Genomic DNA, 23358 nt, shown 5'->3' with positions numbered 1-23358 from the left:
CCGGTACCACCTTGCCCAGCCGCCCGGCTCAGCGCGGTGTGGGCGGCGGGTGGTCCGAACGCCTGCTGTCACGTGGCTCGTCTCGCCTGTGGACGTGAAGAGGCTATTTGAGGAGGCGGGAGAGGCGGCGGTCGGCCAGGGGTTTGCCGCCGGTCTGGCAGGTGGGGCAGTACTGGAGCGAGGAGTCGGCGAAGGAGACCTCGCGGATCGTGTCGCCGCAGACGGGGCATTTCTCGCCGGTGCGGCCGTGCACGCGCAGGCCGGTCTTCTTCTCGCCCTTGAGGTCCTGGGCGGCCAGGCCGGTGGAGCGGGCCACGGCGTCGCGCAGGGTGGTGGCGATCGCCTCGTGCAGGCCGGCGATCTCGTCGTCGGTCAGCGTGTCGGCGATCTTGAACGGGGACATCCGGGCGGCGTGCAGCACCTCGTCGGAGTAGGCGTTGCCGATGCCCGCGATGATCCGCTGGTCGCGCAGCAGGCCCTTGATCTGCGTACGGCGTCCCTTGACGATGCCGCGCAGCGTTTCGGCGGTGAAGCCCTCGTCCAGCGGGTCCGGGCCGAGCGTGGCGATGCCCGGCACCTCGGCCGGATCGCGGACGACGTACACGGCCAGGCCCTTCTTGGAGCCCGCCTCGGTGAGGTCGAAACCCGAGCCGTCGTCCAGGTGCACCCGTACCGCCAGGGGGTTCTTGCCGCCGGGCCGGGCGGGTCGGGACGGGACCTGCTCGCGCCAGCGCAGCAAGCCGGCCCGGGCCAGGTGGATGACCAGGTGCAGGCCGTCGACGTCGAGGTCGAGAAACTTGCCGTGCCGGGCGACGCCGGTGACCGACAGGCCGGCCAGCGCCGTGACCGGGGGATCATAGGTTTTGAGCGCGGAGACGGCGAGGACGTCGACCCGGGCGACGGTGCGGCCGACGGCTCGTCCGCGCAGGAATGCGGCGAGGGCCTCGACCTCTGGCAGTTCGGGCATGACACACAGTATCTGAGGCGTCGGACGAGCCGCCCGGCGCCTTTCCACAGGTTTCCACAGGGCTGTGGAAACCTGTGGACAACCCTGTGCACAACGCCGGATCGGCCCGCCCGGTGGGGGGTTTCACTCGAAATACCACTACAAACGACGCCTTTTGGTGTCGAGTCCCCCGCCGGCGGGCCCCGGAGGCCTGTGGATAACCTGGTTGACAGGGCGATGTGCCGTGAATCGCCCCGGTCGTCCGATAACCCCTAGGGGGTAGGGGTTGCGAGCGCTGTGCCGGGTGCGTAGCATGACCCTCGTCAGATACCCCTAGGGGGTAAAATCCAGGGATGAGGGGAACGTCGCGATGAGCACCGCCACCTATACCGTCACCGGGATGACCTGCGGTCACTGCGTCAGCTCCGTCAAGGAGGAGGTCGGCGAGATCGCCGGCGTGACCGCCGTGGACGTGGACCTGGCCAGCGGCCGGCTCACGGTCACCAGCGAAGGACCGATCGACGACGACAAGGTCCGCGCGGCCGTGGCAGAGGCCGGATACGAGGTGACGGCCTGACCCGGCCGTCTCCCGCACGCCCCGTCCCGGCGCGCTGATCCGCGCCGGGCGGAGGGGCACGACCGCATACGGCGGCCGCCGCGGCGAACGAGGGAAGCGAGCAGCAGACCATGAACACGGCGATCAAGCTGGGGGCGTTCGCCCTGGGCCTGGCGGCCGTCTTCGGCGGTGCGGCAGGGGTCGGCGCAGCCGTCGGGCCGATCGACGCCACCGCCGGCACGCACAAGACCGGGAGCACGGGCCGGCACGGCCCGAACACGTCCTCGCACGTCCCGGCGGGGCTCCAGGTGTCCCAGGACGGATACACGCTCACGCCCGAGACCACCACGATCACCCCGGGCGAGCGCACCGACTTCCGGTTCTCGGTGACGGGCCCGGATGGCAGGCCCGTCACCCGCTTCGAACCCCTGCACGGCAAGCCGCTGCACCTGATCGTGGCGCGCCGCGACCTGTCGGGGTTCCAGCACCTGCATCCGACCGAGGCGGGCGGCGGCGTCTGGACCGTTCCGCTGACGCTGCCCGAACCCGGCCCCTACCGGTTCTTCACCGACTTCAAGGCCGCGGGCGCATCCGGGCAGCTCACGCTCGGCACCGACGTGACGGCGCCGGGCGACTACCGGCCGCGAGCCGCGCCGCCCGCCGGGCAGGTCGCGAAGGTGGACGGCTACGAGGTGAAGCCGACCGGCACCCTGGTCCCGGGACGGTCGAGCAGGCTCACCCTCTCGGTGAGCCGGGACGGCCGACCGGTCACCGACCTGGAGCCGTACCTCGAGGCGTACGGGCACCTGGTCGTGCTGCGCGACCGGGACCTTGCCTATCTGCACGTCCACCCGGACGGCGCGCCCGGCGACGGCCGCACCCGCCCGGGGCCGGACGCGACCTTCGAGGTCGAGGTGCCGAGCCCGGGAAGATACCGCCTCTACCTGGACTTCCAGCATGCGGGCAAGGTCCGCACGGCCGAGTTCACGGCCGTGGCCGACAACACGGCCCCGCCGACCGCTCCGGCACAGGACGGCGGCGATGACGGACACGATCACGGGCACTGATCCCGCGGGCGATCGACGAGGAGGAACGCCATGAGCACGGGCGACGCGTCCGGGCGGATCGAGCTGGCGATCGGCGGGATGACCTGCGCCTCGTGCGCCGCTCGCATCGAACGCAAGCTGAACAAGCTGGACGGCGTGACCGCGACGGTCAACTTCGCCACCGAGAAGGCCACGGTCCAGGCGCCCCCGGGCGTCACGCCGGAGGAGCTGATCGCCACGGTGGAGAAGGCCGGGTACACCGCGACGCTGCCGCAGCCGCCGCGTGACGAGGCGGCCGAGGACGGCGAGGACGAGGCCGACAAAGAACTGCGCCCCCTGCGGCAACGGCTGATCACGTCGCTGGTGCTGGCCGTGCCGGTGATCGCGATGGCGATGGTCCCGGCGCTGCAGTTCGAGTACTGGCAGTGGCTGTCGCTGACGCTGGCCGCGCCCGTCGTCGTCTACGGCGGATGGCCGTTCCACCGGGCGGCCTGGACGAACCTGCGGCACGGCACGGCGACCATGGACACCCTGGTGTCGCTGGGCACGCTGGCGGCGTTCGGGTGGTCGCTGTGGGCGCTGTTCTTCGGCTCCGCCGGGGAACCGGGCATGCGGCACGGGTTCGAGTTCGTCATGACCCGCTCGGACGGGTCGGCCGACATCTACCTGGAGGCCGCCGCCGGGGTGACCGCGTTCCTGCTGGCCGGGCGGTACTTCGAGGCGCGGTCCAAGCGCCGGGCGGGCGCGGCGCTGCGCGCGCTGCTGGAACTGGGCGCCAAGGAGGTCTCGGTCGTCCGCGAGAACGGCCGCGAGGAGCGCATCCCGGTCGAACACCTGGCCGTGGGGGACGCGTTCGTCGTCCGCCCCGGCGAGAAGATCGCCACGGACGGGGTGGTCGTGGAGGGCTCCTCGGCCGTGGACGCCTCGATGCTGACCGGCGAGTCGGTGCCGGTCGAGGTCGGCCCCGGCGATGCGGTGGTCGGCGCCACCGTCAACGCGGGCGGCCGGCTGCTGGTGCGCGCGACCCGGGTCGGCGCGGACACGCAGCTGGCGCAGATGGCCCGGCTGGTGGAGGAGGCGCAGACGGGCAAGGCGGCCGTGCAGCGGCTGGCCGACCGGATCTCCGCGGTGTTCGTCCCGATCGTGATCGCGCTGGCCGCGGCCACGCTGGGCTTCTGGCTCGGTGCGGGCGCGCAGCCGGCGGCCGCGTTCACCGCGGCGGTCGCGGTGCTGATCATCGCCTGCCCGTGCGCGCTGGGCCTGGCCACGCCGACCGCGCTGATGGTCGGCACCGGACGCGGCGCCCAGCTCGGCATCCTGATCAAGGGCCCGGAGGTGCTGGAGTCCACCCGGCGCATCGACACCGTCGTGCTGGACAAGACCGGCACCGTCACCACCGGCGTCATGGGGCTGGTGGACGTGTACACCGCGGACGGCGTCGACGTCGGCGAGGCGCTGCGGCTGGCGGGCGCGCTGGAGCACGCGTCCGAGCACCCCATCGCCCGCGCCATCGCCGCCGGAGCCGCCGAACGCGTCGGCGCCCTGCCGCCCGTCGAGGACTTCGCCAACATCGAGGGGCTGGGCGTCCAGGGCATGGTGGACGGGCATGCCGTGATCGCCGGACGGCCGCAGCTGCTCGCCGAGTGGTCGCAGCACCTGACGCCCGAACTGGAGAAGGCGATGGCCGCGGCCCGGGAGCGCGGGCACACCGCCGTGGCCGTCGGCTGGGACGGCCGGGCCCGCGCGGTCATCGCCGTGGCCGACCAGATCAAGCCGACCTCCGCTGAGGCCGTGGCGCGGCTGCGCGCGCTGGGGCTGCGTCCGGTGCTGCTGACCGGCGACGACGAGACCGTCGCCCGCACGGTGGCCGGGCAGGTGGGGATCGGGGAGGTCATCGCCGAGGTGCTGCCCGCCGACAAGGCCGCCGTCGTCAAGCGGCTGCAGGACGAGGGCCGCACCGTGGCGATGGTCGGGGACGGCGTCAACGACGCCGCCGCCCTGGCGCAGGCCGACCTGGGCCTGGCGATGGGCACCGGCACCGACGTGGCGATCGAGGCGTCCGACCTGACCCTGGTGCGCGGCGACCTGCGCACCGCCGCCGACGCCATCGCCCTGTCGCGGCGGACCCTGCGCACCATCAAGGGCAACCTGTTCTGGGCGTTCGCCTACAACGTGGCCGCGCTGCCGCTGGCGGCCGCCGGGCTGCTCACCCCGATGATCGCCGGTGCGGCCATGGCGTTCTCCTCGGTGTTCGTCGTCAGCAACAGCCTGCGGCTGCGCCGCTTCCGCCCGGTCGGGGACGCCTCGGCGCTTCCCGGCGGGACGACCCGTCCCACCGCCCCGCGCGCGGAGGTGGGCGCCGACCGCTGACCCGCGGGCGCGGAACGCTCCGAAATGCGGAGGACCACGGCCTCGTCGCCGTGGTCCTCCGCCGTCCTGCCGGCGTCGGCTCAGCGCTGCCGCGGGACGATGGGCCCGGCCGGAAGCACCTTCACCCGCAGGCTGGTGCAGTTCTGGCAGACCGGGTCGATCCAGGGGGGCTGCGCGGCCACACCGTCCAGACGCCAGGCGACCGCGTGGCCGCCGTCGGCGTGCCGCGCCTCGTACAGGGCCTCCCACACCCGCATGCAGTGCAGGCAGTGGAAGCGCCATTTCTCCGTGACCACGTGAACGTTTCCTAGGCGCATGCGGAATCCCACTTCTGGACGTGACGGATCGCAGAAGTGCGGGCTGGGGCCGGGCACGGCCTTCCCGCGGCGCCTTTACGTGCGGGAGACGTTCAGTTCGATGAGCCGCCTGGCACCGGTGCCCCCGGTTGGGGTCTCGTCGGACCGCCGCGCCGTGGCGGGCGGCTGCGCGGACGCGTCCAGTGAGGCCGGCACGCGGAGGAGGGCGAACTGGCGCGTCCGACCCACCGTCTGCGGGCGGACGGCCTCGTGCTCCCCGGTCGACTCGCCGCGTCCGGTGTCGCGTTCACCTGGAGTGGCAGCGCGGAGCATCTCCTCATCGGCGACCACCGACGTGACGGCGGCGCACGGCGCCACCTCCGAGCACGACCCGGACGCCCCGGTCAGCAGGACGACCAGCGCCAGCAGGACCGGCCAGAGAACCGCCCCCGATGGGCCGGTCGCCGGTGTCCGCCGGATTCGGCTCGCTACCACACAGCGAACTCTACCTTACTCTCTGTATAATTACAGTAACTTTAAGTAATGTCAAGGGCGATCCTTGTCCTGCTCAGGACAAGTCCACGGGACCGCGCCCTGGTTCCCACCTGCGCAATGTCCAGCAAATCCAGGTTTGACCCTTTCGCCGTGTCGTATCTAGTGCGCGGGTGCCGACGTGGCCGGGCGCTGGCCGGGTGCGTCGGGTGCCGGACGAGCGGGGCGGGTTGCGGCCGTCCGCGGGAGTCGGCCGCCGCGTGCCGAGCTCCAGCGCGGGTAACCGCCCCGCGGCGGTCGCCTCTACCGGCGATGGGCTCAACCATCACCGACGCCTCGCCATGGTGCCCTCGAACTGGAGCGCTCGCCTCGCACCGGTTCGCGGTGTAGGGGGACGGCCGCCGTTCCGGCCTCACACGCACGGGGCGAGGCCTTGTGGCCGTCGCCGTCAAGCGCCGCGGCTTGACAGCTGTTCGCCGGGGAGTTGGTCGCGGCGTGCCTGGGCTCAGCGCTGGTACGGGTGAACCGCCTCGCTGTGGTCCGGAACCGCATGCTTCCGTCCGGGGTGCGGCGACGGTGTCGGCGTGTGGCCGCACACCGGACGGCGGTGCGGAAGGGCTACGGGACGCTCCAGAAGGCGAGTTCGTGACGCATGCCCTCGCGGAAGAGCTGTTCGGCGCGGGCGGGGTCGGGGTCGGCCTCGTCGATCATTTGGGCGATGCGCCGGGTGAGGGCGGCGAAGTCGGGGTCGGCGTAGGTGTCCACCCAGCGGCGGTAGCGGGGGTCGGCCGGGGGGTTCTCGGCGAGGCGGGCGCCCAGGGTGGAGTAGCCCCACATGCACGGGTAGAGGGCGGCCAGCCCGTCGGCGTAGTCGGCGGCGCTGTCCAGCAGGAATTTCGTGTACGCGGCGCAGGCCGGGCCCTTGACGGCGTTGTCCAGGTCGGCGCCGAACGGCTCGGCCAGGGAGCGGTGCAGGGATAGTTCCACGTGAAACGTCGAGTGCGCCAGGTCGACCAGGTCGCCCAGGTGGCCGGACGGCGCCTGCCACGCCAGGCGGCAGAAGACCCGCACGTAGTCCAGCAGGTACAGGTAGTCCTGCTCCAGCCAGGACCGGAACACCGCGTCATCGAGGTCGCCGCGGGCGATGCCCGCCACGGTCGGGTGCGCGAGCTGCTCCTCGACGAGGGGAAGGCCGATCTCCTCCAGATGTGCCGCAACGCTCATGGCCGTCAGTGTCCCATCATGCGTGGTCCGGGGCGGTCCGCGGGGAACCGCCCCGGACCGCCCGGAGCATCGTCTGGGATCAGACGGCCACCGCCTCGACGGCGGGAGTGCGCAGCGCGCGGCGGGTGGTGGCCAGGCTGGTGGCCAGGGCGAGCACGGCGGCCACGGCGACGACCCCGGCGTAGACGGCGGGGGTTTCGTCCGGCAGCGGGTCGCCGGTGCGGGCGAAGGTGAACGGGACGATCGTGCACAGGGCGGCGACCGTGCCGAACACCACGCCGACGACGGTCAGCACCGCGGCCTCCAGGCCCGTCACGGTGAGCACCTGGCGGGGCGTGGCGCCGGTGAGCCGCTGGCGGGCGAACTCGCCGCGCCGGTCCATGGTCGTGGCGATCAGCGTGTTGATCAGCATGATCGCCGCGAACAGCACCAGCATCCCGACGACGACGAAGTTGAGGGTCTTGATGTTGTCCTGCTCGACGGAGGCCCGCAGGCCCTCGGCGGCGAGCGCGGCGTCGTCGACGCGCTGCATGTAGAGGGTGCCGGTGGCGATGCCGGTGAACAGGATGATCGGCATCAGCGCCCCGGACAGCTGCTGGGTCCGTCCGCTCAGGTTGTGCCGGGCCAGGTACCCGGCGGCGCCCGCGACCGCCAGCGGCACGGCCAGCAGGCGGGCCGAGGCGCGCAGCAGCACCGGGCTGAGCAGGGCGAAACCGACGGCGACCCAAATGGACGTCTGCCCGGCGGTCTGCATGGCGTCGGAGCCCTCGCCGCGCATCACCGTGGCGGTGACGACGGCGAGGTCGGCGCCCAGCAGCAGGAACAGCAGGCCGAAGACGACGCGCTTGCGGCTGGTGCGGCCGCTGCGGGTGCCCGCCTCCAGCAGCGTCTCGGTGACCCGCATGCGGGTGGTGCGCCGCGCGGTCAGCAGGGCCGCGAACGTCGATCCGGCGAACGTCACCGCCGCCCCGGTCGTCAGGGCGAACGGGCCGAAGGCGTACTGCACGCCGGGCGCCACCTGGCCGGTGTCGATCAGCAGGTCCAGCAGCAGCCGCCCGCCGAGCAGGGCCGGGATGATCGCGGCCAGCGTGCCCGCCAGGCCCAGCGCGGCCGCCTCGCCGACGATCATCCGGCGGATCTGGGCGGGGGTGGCGCCGGCGCTCTTGAGCAGGGCGATCTCGTCGGTGCGCTGGCGCACGGCCAGCGACAGCGTGGAGGTGACGGAGAACGCCACCATGATCAACCCCCAGCCGCCCACCACGCCCGCCATGGTGATCAGGGTCTCCCGGCTGGTCGCCGGCACTCCGTCGGCGACGGCGGTGTCGAGCAGGGACGCGAACGCCATGACGAGCGTCCCGCCGAGGAACGTGGCGCAGAACGCGGCGGCGAACGCGCCGGTGCGGTGGCGCAGGGAACGCAGGGCGAGCCCGAACATCATGCCGGTCACACCCCCACGCGAAGGTCGTCGCCCAGGTGGGCCAGCCGCTCGGCGACGGCCTCGGGCGAGGGGGCGAGCATGCTCCCGGCCAGGCGCCCGTCGGCCAGGAAGATCACCGAGTCGGCGTGTGCGGCGGCGACCGGGTCGTGGGTGACCATCACGATGGTCTGCCCGTCCCGCCGGACCGTCTCCCGCAGCAGGGCCAGCACCTCGCGTGCGCTGCGGGTGTCCAGCGCGCCGGTCGGCTCGTCGGCGAAGACGACCTGCGGCTCGGTGACCAGGGCGCGGGCGATGGCGACGCGCTGCTGCTGGCCGCCCGACAGTTCGGCGGGCCGGTGGTTCAGCCGGTCGCCGAGGCCGACGCGGCGCAGCGTCGCGACGGCGCGGGCCTTGTCGACCGGCATCCCGGCCAGCCGGCGCGGCAGCAGGACGTTCTGCAGGACGGTCAGCGTCGGCATCAGGTTGAACCGCTGGAAGACGAACCCGATGCGCCGGCGCCGGAACTTGGTGAGCGCGGTCTCGTCGTCGCCGGTCATCTCCGTGCCGGCGACGAACACCCGGCCCTCGGTGGGACGGTCGAGCCCGGCCGCGCAGTGCAGCAGAGTGCTTTTGCCGGAGCCGGACGGTCCCATGACGGCGGTGAACGTTCCCGTGGGGAGGCTCAGCGATACGCCGTCGAGGGCGGTGACCGTCCCGTACTCCTTGCGCACGGCCACCAGCCGCAGCGCTTCGCCGTTGTGTGGGGTCATCGTGTTCGCCTCCGTGCGGCGTTCTAAGGGACTCGGTCGGTGTCGTGGTCGACGCTACGGAGCGGGTCCGGCCGTCTCGATGGGCGCAACACCTCTCCTGGGGTAGGGGAAAGCCCACCCCGAGATCTGTATCGACCGCTACATATCCTGGTCTAGGATTCTGTATCGACCGCTAAAGAACAGTGGAGGAGCAGCATGAGCACGTTCGCGCGCACCGTTCGCGGCACCGGCGGGCCGGGGGTGGCCCTCGCCCACGGCGCGGGCGGTGGCATCGAGCCCAACTACGGCCCGATCCTGGACGGCCTGGCCGAAGGCCGCACCGTCGTCGGCGTCGACTACCCGGGCACCGGCGAGACGCCGCGGTCCGACGTCCCGCTCACTGTCGACCGGCTGGCCGACGAGCTGGTCGGTGCCGCCGTGGACGAGGGCCTGGACACCTTCTCGATCGTCGGCTACTCGCTCGGCGGCCCCGTCGCGGTCCGCGCCGCCACCCGCCACCCCGACCGGGTGAAGGCGCTGGTGCTGACCGCGACGTTCGCCCGCCCCGACAACCACCTGCGCCTGGTCGCCGACCTGTGGGCGCGCCTGCTGGAGTCGGAGGACCGCACGCCGCTCGGCGACTTCCTCACCCTCTTCGCGCCGAGCCCGTCCGCGCTGGCCGCCCTGCCGGAGGACGCCCTCGCCGACACCGCGGCCGCGACCGCCGCCACCGTCCCGCCGGGCACGCCCGAGCACGTCGACCTTGTCCGGCGCGTCGACATCCGCGCCGAGCTGGCCGCGCTGACGATCCCCGCGCTGGTCGTCGTCACCACCGCCGACCGGCTCGTTCCGCCGCCCGTCCAGCGCGACGTGGCCGCCCGCATCCCCGGCGCCCGCGTGGCCGAGCTGGACACCGGCCACCTGCCGTTCGCCGAACGCCCCGACGAATGGCTGAAGCTGATCACAACGTTCCTCGACGAGACCGCCGCCTAGAGCCTGTCTCGAAATGCGGGGAGGGGCGGCATGTCACACGCCGGACGTAGTGACTTCGCGGCCACTATCCCCTAACCGGCCGGTCAGGTGGGCTGCCGACGTCGGCGCGGCGCCCGCGGTGGCCGATCACCCCGGGTTCGGCGAGCTCGCCGCCCGCTTCCAGGCCACCGTCCACATCGCCGTCAACGAATGGCTCCGGCCAACTTCGAAACAGGCCCTAGCCACATCCGGGGATCTTGGCATCCGGCTCTTGCGTGCGGGTGGGGGCCGGGTCGTGAGTCTGCGGCTTCGCCGCCGTCATGGCGAGCGGTCCGGTCCGGCGGCCGCCCTGCCGACGGGGCAACGCGGTCGGGGTCGCCCTGGTCACCGCACTGCTGCGGGCCCGTCGTGATCCACCGGACACACCCTAGGAGCAGCCGTCAGCCTCGCCGAGTAAACCCGCCAAACCCTCCGCCAACTTATGACGGGGAGAGAGGCGCTCGTGGCCGGCGATCCGCTCCTCCGCAATCGGCAAAGCGTATGGGGATCAGGTCGGCGGCGGCGAGGTGGTGCGGGGTCAAGCGGGGGAGTGGGGCCAGGCGTGCATGGCCATGGCGGCGACGCGTTCCAGGTCGGCGCGGGTGGCGCCGTCCTGGGCCTGGCGGGACATGCCCTGGATGATGGCGGCGAAGAAGGTGGCCAGCCCGGGGACGTCGGTCCAGTCGGGCAGCAGTCCGGTGCGGACGTCGGCGGCGATGCGGTCGGCGATCCGCTGCTTGGTGGCCAGCCGCATGGCGCGCAGCTCCTCGGCGACGTCGGCGCAGTCGGGGCCGTGGTTGGCGGTCGCGGTGATGATGAGGCAGCCGGGCGGGTGGGACGGGTCGGTGTAGTCGGCGGCCAACTCGCGCAGCATGCGGCCGATGGCGCGTTCGGCGGTGGGCTCCTCGGTGAGCGCGCGCGTCACCAGCGCCCCGTGACGTTCCTGGTAGCGGCGGACGCATTCGCCGAACAGCGCGCGTTTGTCGCCGAACGCCGCGTAGAGGCTGGGCGGCCGGATGCCCATGGCGGCGGTCAGCGTGGAGATGGACGTCGCCTCGTAGCCGTGCCGCCAGAACTCCACCAGCGCCTTCTCCAGCGCCGCGTCCCTGTCGAAGGCGCGCGGACGGCCCGGTGTCCTGGTGGTCATGGCACCCATTCTATAACGTTCGATACAAATCCCGATGTCCCGCCGCTTGACCTCGACTTCGGTTGAGGTCGCACCCTGGGGTCAGGCAGTCGGCCCAGTCGGGTGACAGATGCCCGCCGGCAAAGCCGCGCCTACCGTCATTCTCACCCGCGAAACATTCCTGACCAGCGCGAACGCCACGGAGGCAGACATGACCGAAAGCCCACTGCGCGTGGCGATCATCATCGGCAGCACCCGCGAGGGCCGGTTCGGCGCCCGGGTGGCGGACTGGTTCGCCGAGCAGGCCGCCGCCCGCTCCGACATGATCGTCGACGTTGTGGACCAGTCCCGGCGCCCCCTCCCCGAGGTCGGTGCCGAGCCGGCCGACGACGAGCAGGCCGACGCTGCCGCGTGGGTGCGGCGCACGCTCGACGCCGCCGACGCCTTCGTGATCGTGACGCCGGAGTACAACCACAGCTACCCGGCCCCGTTGAAAAACCTCATCGACCTGCACTACACCGAGTGGCGCGCCAAGCCGGTCGCGTTCGTGTCGTACGGCGGCATGGCGGGCGGACAGCGCGCGGTGGAGCACCTGCGGCAGGTCCTGGCCGAGCTGCACGCCACCACCATCCGCGACACCGTCAGCTTCCACAACGCGTGGGACGACTTCGACGCCGACGGACGCCTTCGCAACCCCTCCGCCTCCAACGCCGCCGCCAAGGTGCTGCTCGACCAGCTCGCCTGGTGGGCGCACGCGCTGCGCGAGGCCAGGGCCAAGCGCCCCTACGCCGCGTGAGCATCGGCGCACGGCGGGGCGACCCGTGGCGGCCCGGCCGACCGCCCGCACCGGCGCCGCCCGAGGCGTCGACGGCGGGCGCAGGGCGCGTCGTTCACTATCACCGCGGGTGAGGAAGTCGCCTACACCTTCGCCCTAGCGGGTTCGCGGAGACGCCAGCCGACCGCCTGCGCCTCACCCTCGAAACACGGCCGCCTTACGAACACCGCTCGTGCCCGTACGTCCCCCGGGCCCGTCACAGGTCGGGGCGGACGGCGTGGACGACGGAGTCGTCGACCGCGCAGTAGGCGATGCCGCCCACCACGGTGACCTGCTTCACCGAACCGACGACGGGAGCCGTTTCGGGGTCGAAGCGGTAGCGGACGCGGCCGCTCGCCAGGTCGGCCACGGTGAGCCCGTCGACCGCCCCGTAGTAGACCAGGGCCCCGGAAACGATCGGCCGTCCGCCGAGGCCCTGCCCGACGCCGAGTTCCCAGCGGAGCCGGCCGGAGGCGGCGTCCAGGGCGACGATGCGTCCCTCGTTGTCGGTGGTCACCACCAGGCCGCCGCTCACGGAGGGCTGCAGGAAGGCCCGCGAACCCGGATTGCCCTGTCCGTGCAGGACGGGTTGCCTCCACCGCAGACGCCCCGTCCCCGCATCGACGGCATACAGCGTGCCGTCCTGGCCGCCGACGTAGACGATGCCGCCGATGATCGTCACCGGCGCCTCCACCAGCATGCGGGCCGCCGCGCCGCTGCCCAGAGCCGTCTCCCACCGCTGCTTCCCGGTGGCCGCGTCGAGGCCGCGCACGGCGCCGTCCTCGCCGAGCACCGCCACCAGGCCGCCCGCCGCCGCAGGCGTCGCGCCGACGGCCGCGCCCGTGCGTCGCTGCCAGCGGGCACTGCCGGTCGCGGCGTCCACCCCGTAGACGAAGCCGTCCCGGGCACCGAAGTAGCACACGCCGCCCGCCACCGCCGCGTTCGTCATGACCTCGCTGTCGACGCGGTACCGCCAGGCCTCCCGGCCGCTCGCCGCGTCGAAACCGGACAGCCCGGCCTCCCCGGCGCCGTTGTAGGTCATGCACACGACGCCGCCGACCGGGACGATGGCGGGCACCTGCGTCTGGTTGCGCACCGTCTGCCGCCACAGGCTCCGGCCCGTCGCCGCGTCGAACGCCGTCAGCACCTGGTCGCCGCCGCTGCTCGCGCAGACGAACCCCCGGCCGTTCACCAGCACGGCGGGCGTGTCGCGGGCCGCCGTGAAGTCGCCGCGCCACCGCTGCCGCCCGGTGCGCGCGTCGAGCGCGAAGGTCCGTCCGGACAACGCGGCGGCGGTGAACGCGTACACGGTGCCGTCCGCCACGGCCAGCGGCGCCCGAACGTTCATGTCGTCGGGAATCTCGAACGTCCAGCGGACCGGGGAGTCACCGCGCCGCAGGAGCAGAACGCCCGCCGCACCCGCCAGCGCGGCGACGGCGACACCGCCCCCGCCGAGGGCCAGGAACAGGCGGCGGCTCGGCGCGCGTGGCACGGCGGTGTCTCCCCGCCGGACGACGTCGTGGGCGACGTGCGGCGGCAGCCAGTGCGTGCCCTGCGGGGCGGGCGCCTGCTCGGCCGCCAGCCGCGCCAGCAGCCAGTCGGGGCCGGGACGGCGCGCGGGGTCCTTCTCCAGGCACGCCGCGATCAGCGCGCGCAGGCCGGGATCGGCGACGCCGTCGAGGTAGGGCGGCAGGTGCAGCACGCGGTACAGCAGCTCGTGCACGGCTGCCTGACCGAACGGGCCCATGCCCGTCGCCGCATAGGTCAGCACGCCGCCGAGCGAGAACACGTCCGACGCCGGCCCGGCCTCCTCCCCGGACGCCTGCTCGGGGGACATGTAGGCGGGCGTGCCGAGGGCCGCGCCGGTCCGGGTGAGCGTCGTGGCCTCGCTCGGGCGGGCGATGCCGAAGTCGATGACCCGGGGCCCCTCGGGCGTGAGCATCACATTGGACGGTTTGAGGTCGCGGTGCACGACCCCGGCGCGGTGGATGGACAGCAGCGCCTCGGCGAGCCCGGCGCCGAGCGCGCGGACGGCGGGGGCGGGCAGCGGCCCGTGCGTCGCGACGGCGTCCTGCAGGGGCATCCCGCGCAGGAACACCGTGGCCAGCCACGGCGGGTCGGCATCGGGATCGGCGTCCACCACCGGCGCGGTGTAGGCGCCGCTGACCGCCCGGGCCGCGATGATCTCCCGCTGGAACCGGGCCCGGTACGCGGGCTCCTCCGCCATCCCCGGATGAATGATCTTGATGGCGACGGTGCGGCCGGATGGCGAGCGGCCGAGGAAGACCTGGCCCATGCCTCCCGCGCCGAGCCTGGCCACCACCCGGTACGGTCCCACCTGGCGCGGGTCGCCGGGACGTGTCGCGGGCATCGGTTCTCCGTTTCTCAGCCGGTCGCTGTGCCGGTTCCGCCGCGGGCGTCGAGAGCGTACAGGTAGCCGTCCTTGCAGCCGATGTAGACGGTTCCGTCCGCGATGGCAGGGCTGGACTCGATGCCCTCCTCGGCCTGGAACCGCCAGATCTTGCGGCCGGTGGCGGCGTCCAGCGCGTACACGCTGCCGTCGGAGTACACGCCGCTCGGGACGTACAGCACGCCGTCGGCCAGGACGGGATCGTCGTGTATGTGGCCTTCGGTTTGAACCTGCCACTTCATCGTGCCGGTGGCGGCGTCGAGGGCGTAGAACTTCTCGCCGTAGTCGCCCACGTAGACCACGCCGTCCACCACCACGGGACGGGCCGTGACGCTGTTGCCCGCGTCGTACGTCCAGCGCCGTTTGCCGGTACGGGCGTCCACCGCGTGGACCGTCTCGCCTTGGAAGTCGCCGAAGCACACCAGGCCGTCCGCGACCGCGGTGCTCCACACCCCCTTGGAGGACCTGTACGTCCAACGTGTGCGGCCGGTTGCGGCGTCGTAGGCGGTCAGGATCTTTTCGCCCGGCACGTAGATGACGCCGTCGGCGATCGCGGGGGATCGGCCGCCCCCGCGTCCCTGCCATCGCACCGAGCCGGTCCGGGCGTCCAATGCGTAGAAGTCGCCGGCGTACACCAGTCCGTCGGCCACGATGATGTCCGCGTAGCTCCTGCCGACCGTCCGCCGCCATTTGAGCCGGCCGGTCTTGGCGTCGACGGCGTAGAGGACGCCGTCCTGGGCCAGGGCGTAAACGACACCCGAGGCGACGGCGGGGGTGTTGATGCGCCGTCCGGTCCAATAGGTCCACAGGTGCTTGCCGGTCCGGGTGTCGAAGGCGCGCAGGTCCTCCTTCTCGCTGCCGATGAACACGCGACCGCCGGACACCACGGGGCTGATGCTCAGATAGTCGGAGCCGGTGAAGCGCTTCCACAGGATTTTGCCGTCGCGCATCGGCGCGGGCGACGCGGCGGTGGCAGGCGAGGCCGAAGCCAACGTCGGCCGGGGGCCGGGGTTCGCCCGCGACGAGCGCACCAGCGCCGTGGCGACTCCCCCGGCGCCGAGCGCCACGGCCGCGGCGGCCCCGCCGAGCAGCAGGACCCGCCGCCGGGTCGGTCCGGTCTGCTCTTCCATGGACGGCACGTCGGGGATGTTCGAGCCGGCCTGGGCGATGCGCTGCGCCACCGTGCCGGGCAGCCAGCCGACGCCGTGCAGGTCGGTGCTCTGCGGCACATGCCGGGCGAGCATCTCCAGCAGCCGCGCCGGAGTGGGGCGCCGGGCCGGATCCTGCTCCAGGCAGGCTTCGACGACGGCCCGCAGCGCCGGGTCGGGGACGCCGTCCAGCCGCGGCCGTTCGTGCACCACCCGGTAGATCAGCACATGGGGCGGCCCCTGCCCGTAGGGTCCGACGCCCGTCGCGGCGAAGACCAGGACCGCACCCAGCGAGAACACGTCGGCGGCAGGGCCCGTCACCCCGCCTCGGGCCTGCTCCGGGGCGATGAAGCCGGGCGACCCAACGGCGAAACCCGTCCGGGTGACGACGGCGGCGTCGGCCGCATGGGCGATACCGAAGTCGATCACCCGCGGGCCGTCCAGCCCCAGGATGACGTTGGACGGCTTGAGGTCGCGGTGCACGACCCCGGCGCGGTGGATCGACACCAGCGCCTCGGCGAGCCCCGCACCCAGCGCGAACACGGCCGGCACCGGCAGCGGCACCGCCCGGTCCAGCGGGACTCCCGGCAGGTACGCGGTGGCCAGCCACGGCGGGTCGGCGTCGGGATCGGCGTCGACGACGGGCGCGGTGAAGGCGCCGCTGACGGCCCGCGCGGCGCCGACCTCGCGCCGGAACCGCGCGCGGAAGTCGGGGTCCTCGGCCAGGTGCGCGTGCACGAGCTTGACCGCCACCAGCGTCCCGCCGGGCGACCGCCCCAGGAACACCTGCCCCATCCCGCCGGCGCCGAGCCTGCCCAGCAGCCGGTGGCCGCCGATGCGCCTGGGATCACCGGCCCGCAGAGCCTCCATACGCCGCCCCTCTCCCCGCCACGTCCGTGACCGGGTTCCAATGATTGTCCGGGAAGACAGACGCCGCTGCGCCCCCGTCTTGTTCGCGAAGGCACGTTGTGCGGCGACGAATCAGCGGTCGTCGAACGGTCGGAGGCACCGTCCGGCGCAGGAGACGAACGGCGCCGTATCCATACCGAGTTCGTTATTGAACCGAGTATGGTTATTGCCGTGGCGGGGCTTCGCGAGCGCAAGAAGGAGCAGACCAGGCGACGGATCGCCGAGGTGGCGCTGCGGCTGTTCACCGAGCGCGGTTTCGACGCGGTGACCGTCAACGAGATCGCCGAGGCCGCCGAGGTGGCCAAGGCGACGCTCTTCGCGTACTTCCCGACCAAGGAGTCGCTCGCCCTCCACGGCGTGGGCGGCGACCCGCTGGCCGAGATCGTCGCCCGGCGGCCGCCCGGCCAGACGTTCCTGGAGGCGCTGCGAGCGCACTACCGCGCGTTCGCCGCCGCGCAGCCACCGGAGGCGGACCTCGACGCGCTGCTCGCCCGGGTGCGCGTCATCCAGAGCAGCCCGGCGCTCCAGAACGCGGCGAACGCCCTGCTCTACCAGCAGCGCCAGGCGTTGGCGCAGGTCCTGGCGGACGAGTACGGCCCCACGGCGGCCGCGCTCATGGCGGCCCAGGTCGCCGCGTCCCTGCTCGCCCTCCAGGAGACGTACTTCCAGCGTCTGCTGAGCGGGGCGTCCGCCGAGGACGTCGCCCGCGCCCTGCGCCAGGACGTCGAGTTGGCATTCGACCTGCTGCAACACGGACTCGAATACGTGGAGGGGCGCTGACATGCGTGCGCGGGGCATCAACTACGACACCGGGCTCTTCCCCGGACTCGTCAGCCGGAAGACCTTCGACCCCGAGCAGGTCCGGCGCGACATGGCCGCGATCGCCGGAGACCTGCACTGCGACGCCGTGCGCATCTCCGGCGGCGACGCCGAGCGGCTGCACATCGCCGCCCGGCACGCGGCCGACGCCGGCTTGGAGGTGTGGTTCTCCCCGTTCCCCGTCGATCTGCACCCTCAGGAGATCCTGCCGTTCTTCGCCGATTGCGCGCGACGTGCCGAGGCCCTGCGGCAAGACGGCGCGGAGGTGGTGCTCGTCACCGGCTGCGAACTGAGCGCCTTCACCCGTGGCTTCCTCCCCGGCGACACCTATCTCGACCGTCTTCGCGCCATGGCCACCGCCGACGTGCAGTGGTGGACGTCCCTCGGGCCGGTGATAGAGCGCCTCAATGCCTTCCTCGCCCAGGCCGCGGCGACGGTGCGCGCCCACTTCGGAGGGAGCATCACCTATGCCTCCGGCCCCTGGGAACCCGTCGACTGGGAGCCGTTCGACTTGGTGGCCGTCGACGCCTACCGGACCGCGCAGAACGCCGACACGTTCCGCACCCACCTGCGCGAGTTCTTCTCCCACGGCAAGCCCGTCGCCATCACCGAGTACGGCACGTGCGCCTACCAAGGCGCGGGCGACCTGGGCGGCATGGCCTGGCAGCCGACGTCGGGCGCGATTGCGGACGAGGAGGAGCAGGTGCGCTACCTCAACGAACTGCTCGACATCTTCGAGAAGGAAGGCGTGGACACCGCGCTGTGGTTCTCCTTCGCCAACTTCGACAAGGCGGGCGACCGCGACATCGCGTCCTACGGCGTCGTCCGCATGCTCGACGAGACCCACTGGGAACCGAAGAAGGTCTTCCACACCATGAGCGCCAGATACCAACGCCCCAACCGGCAGTGACACTCCGGCCGCTGGTGTGGTTTCAGGCGTCCTGTGCGTTGTTCAGGAGTGCTCGGACGGCCGGTACGTCCGCGAAGGGTTTGAGCCGGTTGAGGACCACGTTGGCCCGTTCGGCGGTCCGCTCGCTCGCGACGTCGGCGGACAGCTCCCGCATGCGAGAGGCCGTGGCGGCGGCCTGCTCCGGCTCGTTCGCATCCGCCAGGGCGACCGCCAGCCACGACAGGTACAGCGCGAGTTCTCGCGTATGGGTCGTGTCGTATCGGCCGAGCACATCGACCAGCAGCGGCACGGCGCGCAGCGGGCGGCGAAGTTCCGTGTACGCCCGCGCCTCCATGATCTGAAGCTCACCGGCGTCCAGCCAGTAGAGGTAAGCGGGATCGCCTTCCGCAGTTCCGCCTTCGCCGAATGCCGCGCGGGCCTCGCCGAGTGCCCGCGTTGCGGTCTGTGCGTCCTGCGCGCGGGCGGCCGCCCAGGCGACGCGATCCCAGGCCAAGGCGCGTGCCCGTGGGGCGGCGTCCGGGCCGGCGGCGTCCAACGCCTCGTACGCGAGCGCAAGGGCCTCCCCGGCGCCTCCGATATAGGAGGTCTGGTAGGCCAAAGACCCGATCAGGTACGAGGCAAGCGTGCCGTCACCTGCCTCGCGGGCCGCGTCAATGCCCAGGTGGTAAGTGTCGGCGGCCCGCCGATACTGTCCGGCATCACCGGCGATCCATCCGGCGATCTGCGCGAACTCCCCGATCAACGCCAGCACTTTGCGGCCGACGTCCTCTGTGTACGTCGCTTCCTCGTGCACACGCACGGCGGCGCGCAACTCCCGGAAAGCGGGTGCCAGCAGATCTCCGCCGGCAAGAACGTCATCGGCCAGACGCAGGGCATGGACACGCGCGGAGAGATCAGCGACGACCCCCGAACCCACTCGCCCACCACCGATGGCGTCGATGCGAGCGGGCAGATCTCCCTGCGCGAAAAGATCGAGGTCCGCATCGAGCGAGAAGGGCGCATCGCCCCTCGTGCCGAACAGCTCGCCCTCGGTTTTGCCGAGCAGGCGGCAGTAGAGCGCGCGGTAGCGGGGGCGTGGGATCCAATTGCCGGTTTCCCACTGTTTGATCATGTCGGTCAGGTCGTTGACGTGTGCGATGTGCGGCAGTTCTTCAGGGGTGGCTTTGTCGCGCAGGAGCCGCGCCATCTCCCCGCGCGTCCAGTACGGGGTGCTTTCGCGTGCCTCGCGGAGTCGTGCACCAATGATCTTCTCTTCGGCGGACATGTCGTGACGCACCTCTCGCCGACGGACAGGGATCGGAGTCGAGTCGAGTTCTTCCCCGATCCTCCCTTGGCCGAGCGCCCGCGTACCGTGGACGGTGGGGGGCGGAACGACCACGAGGGTGGCCATGGCTCGACTCGTTGACGACGGTGCGCGGCGCATCGGGGAGAACGTGCGGAACGCGCGGGAGTACCGCGGTATGTCCCTTGAGGTGTTGGCCGGCCTGGTCGGCCGGTCCAAGGGCTGGCTCTCCAAGGTGGAGAACGGCAAGGCGCGACTGGAACGCCGCTCCGACATCCGAGCGCTCGCCGAGGCTCTTGAGGTCTCCGCGTCGGATCTGCTGGGCGAACCTGCTCCCATGATCCGGCCTCGCGACCGTGTGTACGGCGACGTCGTCCGCCTGCGGGAAGCATTGTTCGACTCGTCCCTCACCAACCCGCCCGACATCCCCGTACGCCCCCTGTCGGCGCTCGTTGAGCTGGTGAACGGGGACATCCGTGAGAAGCGCCGGGCGGCCGATGACGCGCGCCTGTCCACCCTGCTGCCCGGTGTTCTGGAAGAACTGCATGTTCACGCTGTCCAGGGAGACGAGCGCGAACGCCGCACGGCCCTTCGCCTGCTGGTCGACCTGTGCACGTCGGCGGTCAACGTGCTGCGTCACCTCGGACAGGTGGACCTGGCGTGGATCGCGGCCGACCGTGCGGAGAAGGCGGCCCGGCTCCTTGATGATCCGGTGATGCTCGGGGCGGCGGCGGTGGCGCAGGCGTCGGCGCGGCCGTCCGCCGGAATGTCTCGTCCCTTGCGCGAGGCCGAACGGATCGCAGGCACCATTGAGCAGGTGATCGGCGACAGCAGGACCGGCCACGAGGTCTACGGGATGCTGCTGTTGTTCGCGGCCCTCGCGCGCCAGCTCCAGGACGATGCCGATGGGGCGTCCGAAAGGCTGGCCGAGGCCGAGCGGGTCGCCGATCGCCTTGGGGAGCAGCCCGACGACTCCCCCGGAGAAGGGTGGCAGAGCTTCGGACCGGCGAATGTCGGTGTGTGGCGAACCATGCTGGCGGTGGAAGCCGAGCGCCCTGAAGCGGCGCTGAAGGCCGCTGCGGATGTCGAAGTGAACGCATTGCCTCGGCGCAGCCGGAAGGCCGCCCTGGCGATCGAACAAGCTCGGGCGCTCGCTATGCTCGGCCATAATGAGAGCGCTGTCCGACAAATCCGTCATGCCGAAAAACTGTCGGCTGTCGCCGTGCACAAGAACCCCATGGTTCGGGATCTCGTCGCCGATCTTTACGACCGTGCAGCCGGGCGTGACCTGCGCGGTTTGGCTTGGCGCATGAATTTGCGCTGACGATTGTTTCAATGGCAGCCCCGGATGCGGGGACCGCACGGCTCTGGCGTGCGACGAAGGGCTACTCAGGGGCCGTCGATCTTGTGAGCGGCGGGTGTGCGGAGTTCGCGGAAGGCCTCTCGGAGGTCGGCCGCTTGGGGGACGCCCCGTGCTTCCAGTGCATTGATCACTTCGGCTGCGCGCCAATGGCTGGATGGCACCAGGCGGCCGCTGGTGATGGCTTCCAGCGTCAGGTGCGCTGCTTCGTCGGCCTGGTCGGTGGCCAGCAGGGCGAGCGCCAGGTCGAGCCGCGCGGATGCTGCGCGCCGGGGGCGGGCCGGGGCTGCGGACGGCTGCTCCAGACGGGCCAGAACACCGCGCGCGTAGTGCTCGGCCGCGGGATCTCCCAGCCATGACAGCGTGGTGGCCATGTAGGCGTCGCTTTTGGCCGGGTCATACCGGTAGTGGTGTTCTGGCCGATCGGGCATCGGCAGGGGCGCGACGAGCCGTTCGACGCGCGCCAGAGCGTCACGGGTCTCAGGGGCGGCACCGAGCCGTGCCCAAGCCCGTCCTTCCTGCGCGTTCGCCTGGATGAACGCCGAACTCCCGCGCGGCGCGATCTCTTGTGCCCCCTGCGACAGCGTGACCGCCGCTTTGTAGTCGCCATCGGTGAGGGCCTGCCACGCCTGCGTCTCCAGCGTCCACGCGATGATCTCCGGGTGCTCGGCGTGCTCGCCGAGCTGCGCGGCGGTCCGCAGGCGCGCGGCGGCGGCCGGGCGTCGATCGAGGTCCACATCGCACGTCGCCGCGAGCAGCGACAGCCACCCTCCGACGACGATGAGGCGCCTGCGCTCAACCAGCGTCATCTGTGAGCGGAGGAGCCGGGAGACGTAGCCGATGTGCTGTCTGATGCGCGTCAGCAGCTCGGCCGGTGCGGCGCGCGGATAGGCGGACGCGAGATCGTCCACGGTCATTTCCAGCGCCGTCAGGGTCTCGTTTCCGACGTCGCTCGCGGCCACGCGGCGTGCCAGCTCCAGCGCCTCCAACTCGTCATCGGAGTCCGTGCCGTGAGCAGGAGGCCCAGGTGTTGGGGGCGACCGCAACGCAGCGAGCGCACCGTCCGTGCCGAAGAGTTCGGCCTCGGTTTTGCCGAGTAGGCGGCAGTAGAGCGTGCGGTAGCGGGGGCGTGGGATCCATTTGCCGGCTTCCCACTGTTTGATCATGTCGGTCAGGTCTTTGACGTGTGCGATGTGCGGCAGTTCTTCGGGGGTGGCTTTGTCGCGCAGGAGCCGCGCCATCTCCCCGCGCGTCCAGTACGGGGTGCTTTCGCGTGCCTCGCGGAGTCGCGCACCAATGATCTTCTTTTCGGCGGACATGTCGTGACGCACCTCTCGCCGACGGGCGGGGGAGGATCGGGGAGGAAGTGAGCTCCTCCCCGATCCTCCCCCATTCTGCCTCTCGTTTTCTGGCGTCCGCACTCGATTCACTAGCGGTGGCCGAATTGGTTCGCCATTAGTAGACGGCTCCAGGCCGCTGCGGCTACAGCGGAATCCCCGGGGCCTCGCTGGACGCTGGGAGGTCCGACATGAACGATCGTGCGGGCGGACACGGCTCGTACAACGCTCTGGCTGCGCTTGCCGTGCGCCTGTCCGCGCGCGGCTTGACGGTCGACTACGCCGCCGATGGGCTCCACGTCGCGAACTCGGACATGCTCGGGTGCTGCTCCGAAGTACGGCACACCTCGGACAAGATCACCTGCGGGCGGCGGCTGCAGGACGGCGGCGCGCGCTGGTTCAACTCGTCGTGGCGAGGGGCGATCGCACCGGCCGATGCTCCGGACGACGCGGCGTTGTTCGTCCTCGGCTACCTGTCGGGGCGGGCGCATCCCGAAGGACTGTCATGACCGTCGGGTCGGCGGGCGGGGTGCGCCCATGGGGCGTCGACCCGGTGCTCGACGCGTTGCGGCGCCGGTTCCCCGGTGTGGAGATCTGGCATGGGGCGTTCACCGGCAGCCTGTGGGCTCTGGTGTACGACCGGTCGGGCGGCGCGCACCTGATCGAGGCGGACACGCCCGCGGAACTGGGGCAACGCCTCTGTGAAGCGGGAGCCCGCCCGCACTTGGAGCCGATGGGGAGAACGGCTGACGTGCGTCCGGCTCCCACGTCCGCGCCTCGCTCTTCGGTGTCACCTCCGGTGCCCCGGCCACCGGGTGATGAGTCGCCCCAGTGGGCTTCACAGGCACGCGTGACAGCACCTCGGTCACTCGCGTCGAGGACATCGCGGCCGTCGCCACCCCCGCAGACACCGGCTGCTCGCCGGTACGCCATAGACGGGCAGGTCGCCGTCGGGGGCGAACACCCCGGACGCCGCGCACGGGCCGCGCGTCCGTCACAGCCCTTGCGTCAGGGGCGGCACTCCGCGCCGCCGGCGTCGGAGGTGCGGGCGGCGCGTGCAGTGCGCGGACGGCATGCGGGTGAACGGCGTCGAAGGTGGTTGCGGCGTCTTCTCGACCGCCTCACCTGGACCGAGT

General features: G+C 72.0%; 20 protein-coding genes. 9 read left to right on the top strand and 11 right to left on the bottom strand.

What is annotated here, in order from left to right; genetic code table 11:
• Positions 1-103: 103 nt before the first annotated feature.
• The gene (locus tag QSK22_RS21620) at positions 104-967 is read right to left on the bottom strand and encodes an Fpg/Nei family DNA glycosylase (RefSeq protein WP_285496093.1); all 864 of its coding nucleotides are present in this window, start codon (positions 965-967) and stop codon (positions 104-106) included.
• 349 nt (positions 968-1316) lie between these two features.
• On the opposite strand from QSK22_RS21620, the gene QSK22_RS21615 reads away from it, so the two are divergent.
• The 3 genes from QSK22_RS21615 to QSK22_RS21605 all read left to right on the top strand — a co-directional run bounded on the left by QSK22_RS21615 (position 1317) and on the right by QSK22_RS21605 (position 4918).
• Positions 1317-1523: a heavy-metal-associated domain-containing protein gene (locus tag QSK22_RS21615; RefSeq protein ID WP_285496092.1), complete on the top strand. Its 207-nt coding sequence runs from the start codon at positions 1317-1319 to the stop codon at positions 1521-1523.
• A 110-nt stretch (positions 1524-1633) separates the two neighbouring features.
• A complete protein-coding gene (locus QSK22_RS21610; protein WP_285496091.1) occupies positions 1634-2569 on the top strand; it encodes a DUF8832 domain-containing protein in 936 nt (311 codons plus the stop codon).
• A 30-nt stretch (positions 2570-2599) separates the two neighbouring features.
• The gene (locus QSK22_RS21605) at positions 2600-4918 is read left to right on the top strand and encodes a heavy metal translocating P-type ATPase (protein ID WP_285496090.1); all 2319 of its coding nucleotides are present in this window, start codon (positions 2600-2602) and stop codon (positions 4916-4918) included.
• Between the two features lie 80 nt (positions 4919-4998).
• Here QSK22_RS21605 and QSK22_RS21600 read toward each other — a convergent pair whose 3' ends face one another.
• The 5 genes from QSK22_RS21600 to QSK22_RS21580 all read right to left on the bottom strand — a co-directional run bounded on the left by QSK22_RS21600 (position 4999) and on the right by QSK22_RS21580 (position 9117).
• On the bottom strand, positions 4999-5214 hold the full coding sequence (locus QSK22_RS21600; RefSeq protein ID WP_285496089.1) for a hypothetical protein: 216 nt from the start codon (positions 5212-5214) through the stop codon (positions 4999-5001).
• Between the two features lie 96 nt (positions 5215-5310).
• Positions 5311-5709, bottom strand: coding sequence for a hypothetical protein (locus QSK22_RS21595; protein ID WP_285496088.1), 399 nt, complete (start codon positions 5707-5709; stop codon positions 5311-5313).
• A gap of 615 nt (positions 5710-6324) precedes the next feature.
• Entirely contained in the window at positions 6325-6930 is a 606-nt protein-coding gene (locus QSK22_RS21590) for a TenA family protein (RefSeq protein WP_285496087.1), read from the bottom strand.
• Positions 6931-7009: 79 nt separating this feature from the next.
• Complete coding sequence (locus QSK22_RS21585; RefSeq protein ID WP_285496106.1) at positions 7010-8368, bottom strand: ABC transporter permease; 1359 nt, start codon at positions 8366-8368, stop codon at positions 7010-7012.
• Positions 8369-8373: 5 nt separating this feature from the next.
• A complete protein-coding gene (locus tag QSK22_RS21580) occupies positions 8374-9117 on the bottom strand; it encodes an ABC transporter ATP-binding protein (RefSeq protein ID WP_285496086.1) in 744 nt (247 codons plus the stop codon).
• Between the two features lie 195 nt (positions 9118-9312).
• Here QSK22_RS21580 and QSK22_RS21575 point away from each other — a divergent pair, with 195 nt between their 5' ends.
• Positions 9313-10089, top strand: a complete 777-nt coding sequence (locus tag QSK22_RS21575; protein WP_285496085.1) for an alpha/beta fold hydrolase — start codon at positions 9313-9315, stop codon at positions 10087-10089.
• Between the two features lie 556 nt (positions 10090-10645).
• On the opposite strand, the gene QSK22_RS21570 is transcribed toward QSK22_RS21575, so the two are convergent.
• The gene (locus QSK22_RS21570; protein WP_285496084.1) at positions 10646-11254 is read right to left on the bottom strand and encodes a TetR/AcrR family transcriptional regulator; all 609 of its coding nucleotides are present in this window, start codon (positions 11252-11254) and stop codon (positions 10646-10648) included.
• 190 nt (positions 11255-11444) lie between these two features.
• Between QSK22_RS21570 and QSK22_RS21565 the strand changes: the two genes are divergently transcribed.
• A complete protein-coding gene (locus tag QSK22_RS21565; RefSeq protein ID WP_285496083.1) occupies positions 11445-12029 on the top strand; it encodes an NADPH-dependent FMN reductase in 585 nt (194 codons plus the stop codon).
• Between the two features lie 235 nt (positions 12030-12264).
• Here QSK22_RS21565 and QSK22_RS21560 read toward each other — a convergent pair whose 3' ends face one another.
• Together QSK22_RS21560 and QSK22_RS21555 are read right to left on the bottom strand one after the other, a co-directional pair.
• On the bottom strand, positions 12265-14418 hold the full coding sequence (locus QSK22_RS21560; RefSeq protein ID WP_285496082.1) for an outer membrane protein assembly factor BamB family protein: 2154 nt from the start codon (positions 14416-14418) through the stop codon (positions 12265-12267).
• Between the two features lie 14 nt (positions 14419-14432).
• Positions 14433-16475, bottom strand: a complete 2043-nt coding sequence (locus QSK22_RS21555) for a serine/threonine-protein kinase (protein ID WP_285496081.1) — start codon at positions 16473-16475, stop codon at positions 14433-14435.
• 210 nt (positions 16476-16685) lie between these two features.
• On the opposite strand from QSK22_RS21555, the gene QSK22_RS21550 reads away from it, so the two are divergent.
• On the top strand, positions 16686-17294 hold the full coding sequence (locus QSK22_RS21550; protein WP_285496080.1) for a TetR family transcriptional regulator: 609 nt from the start codon (positions 16686-16688) through the stop codon (positions 17292-17294).
• A gap of 1 nt (position 17295) precedes the next feature.
• Positions 17296-18243: a glycoside hydrolase family 113 protein gene (locus QSK22_RS21545; RefSeq protein WP_285496079.1), complete on the top strand. Its 948-nt coding sequence runs from the start codon at positions 17296-17298 to the stop codon at positions 18241-18243.
• Between the two features lie 22 nt (positions 18244-18265).
• On the opposite strand, the gene QSK22_RS21540 is transcribed toward QSK22_RS21545, so the two are convergent.
• Entirely contained in the window at positions 18266-19507 is a 1242-nt protein-coding gene (locus tag QSK22_RS21540) for an NsdA family TPR-like regulatory protein (RefSeq protein WP_285496078.1), read from the bottom strand.
• Between the two features lie 124 nt (positions 19508-19631).
• On the opposite strand from QSK22_RS21540, the gene QSK22_RS21535 reads away from it, so the two are divergent.
• Positions 19632-20849: a helix-turn-helix domain-containing protein gene (locus QSK22_RS21535; protein ID WP_285496077.1), complete on the top strand. Its 1218-nt coding sequence runs from the start codon at positions 19632-19634 to the stop codon at positions 20847-20849.
• A 65-nt stretch (positions 20850-20914) separates the two neighbouring features.
• Here QSK22_RS21535 and QSK22_RS21530 read toward each other — a convergent pair whose 3' ends face one another.
• Positions 20915-22204, bottom strand: a complete 1290-nt coding sequence (locus QSK22_RS21530; RefSeq protein WP_285496076.1) for an NsdA family TPR-like regulatory protein — start codon at positions 22202-22204, stop codon at positions 20915-20917.
• Positions 22205-22413: 209 nt separating this feature from the next.
• Between QSK22_RS21530 and QSK22_RS21525 the strand changes: the two genes are divergently transcribed.
• Positions 22414-22731 carry a hypothetical protein gene (locus QSK22_RS21525; protein ID WP_285496075.1) on the top strand — a complete coding sequence of 106 codons (318 nt, stop codon included), beginning with the start codon at positions 22414-22416 and terminating at the stop codon, positions 22729-22731.
• The last annotated feature ends 627 nt before the right edge of the window (positions 22732-23358 follow it).

Source organism: Actinomadura sp. NBRC 104425 (assembly GCF_030269545.1).
GTDB classification, from domain to species: domain Bacteria; phylum Actinomycetota; class Actinomycetes; order Streptosporangiales; family Streptosporangiaceae; genus Spirillospora; species Spirillospora keratinilytica.
The sequence above is the reverse complement of the archived record's forward strand: the minus strand, read 5'-3'. Positions and strand labels throughout refer to the sequence as shown.

Bases quoted from the DNA above. Each gene is read 5' to 3' on its own strand.
- QSK22_RS21545 (WP_285496079.1), top strand. From the start codon at position 17,296: ATGCGTGCGCGGGGCATCAACTACGACACCGGGCTCTTCCCCGGACTC.
- QSK22_RS21615 (WP_285496092.1), top strand. From the start codon at position 1,317: ATGAGCACCGCCACCTATACCGTCACCGGGATGACCTGCGGTCACTGC.
- QSK22_RS21565 (WP_285496083.1), top strand. From the start codon at position 11,445: ATGACCGAAAGCCCACTGCGCGTGGCGATCATCATCGGCAGCACCCGC.
- QSK22_RS21605 (WP_285496090.1), top strand. From the start codon at position 2,600: ATGAGCACGGGCGACGCGTCCGGGCGGATCGAGCTGGCGATCGGCGGG.
- QSK22_RS21610 (WP_285496091.1), top strand. From the start codon at position 1,634: ATGAACACGGCGATCAAGCTGGGGGCGTTCGCCCTGGGCCTGGCGGCC.
- QSK22_RS21540 (WP_285496078.1), bottom strand. From the start codon at position 19,507: ATGTCCGCCGAAGAGAAGATCATTGGTGCACGACTCCGCGAGGCACGC.
- QSK22_RS21530 (WP_285496076.1), bottom strand. From the start codon at position 22,204: ATGTCCGCCGAAAAGAAGATCATTGGTGCGCGACTCCGCGAGGCACGC.
- QSK22_RS21525 (WP_285496075.1), top strand. From the start codon at position 22,414: ATGAACGATCGTGCGGGCGGACACGGCTCGTACAACGCTCTGGCTGCG.
- QSK22_RS21535 (WP_285496077.1), top strand. From the start codon at position 19,632: ATGGCTCGACTCGTTGACGACGGTGCGCGGCGCATCGGGGAGAACGTG.
- QSK22_RS21570 (WP_285496084.1), bottom strand. From the start codon at position 11,254: ATGACCACCAGGACACCGGGCCGTCCGCGCGCCTTCGACAGGGACGCG.
- QSK22_RS21560 (WP_285496082.1), bottom strand. From the start codon at position 14,418: ATGCCCGCGACACGTCCCGGCGACCCGCGCCAGGTGGGACCGTACCGG.
- QSK22_RS21585 (WP_285496106.1), bottom strand. From the start codon at position 8,368: ATGATGTTCGGGCTCGCCCTGCGTTCCCTGCGCCACCGCACCGGCGCG.
- QSK22_RS21590 (WP_285496087.1), bottom strand. From the start codon at position 6,930: ATGAGCGTTGCGGCACATCTGGAGGAGATCGGCCTTCCCCTCGTCGAG.
- QSK22_RS21580 (WP_285496086.1), bottom strand. From the start codon at position 9,117: ATGACCCCACACAACGGCGAAGCGCTGCGGCTGGTGGCCGTGCGCAAG.
- QSK22_RS21620 (WP_285496093.1), bottom strand. From the start codon at position 967: ATGCCCGAACTGCCAGAGGTCGAGGCCCTCGCCGCATTCCTGCGCGGA.
- QSK22_RS21575 (WP_285496085.1), top strand. From the start codon at position 9,313: ATGAGCACGTTCGCGCGCACCGTTCGCGGCACCGGCGGGCCGGGGGTG.
- QSK22_RS21555 (WP_285496081.1), bottom strand. From the start codon at position 16,475: ATGGAGGCTCTGCGGGCCGGTGATCCCAGGCGCATCGGCGGCCACCGG.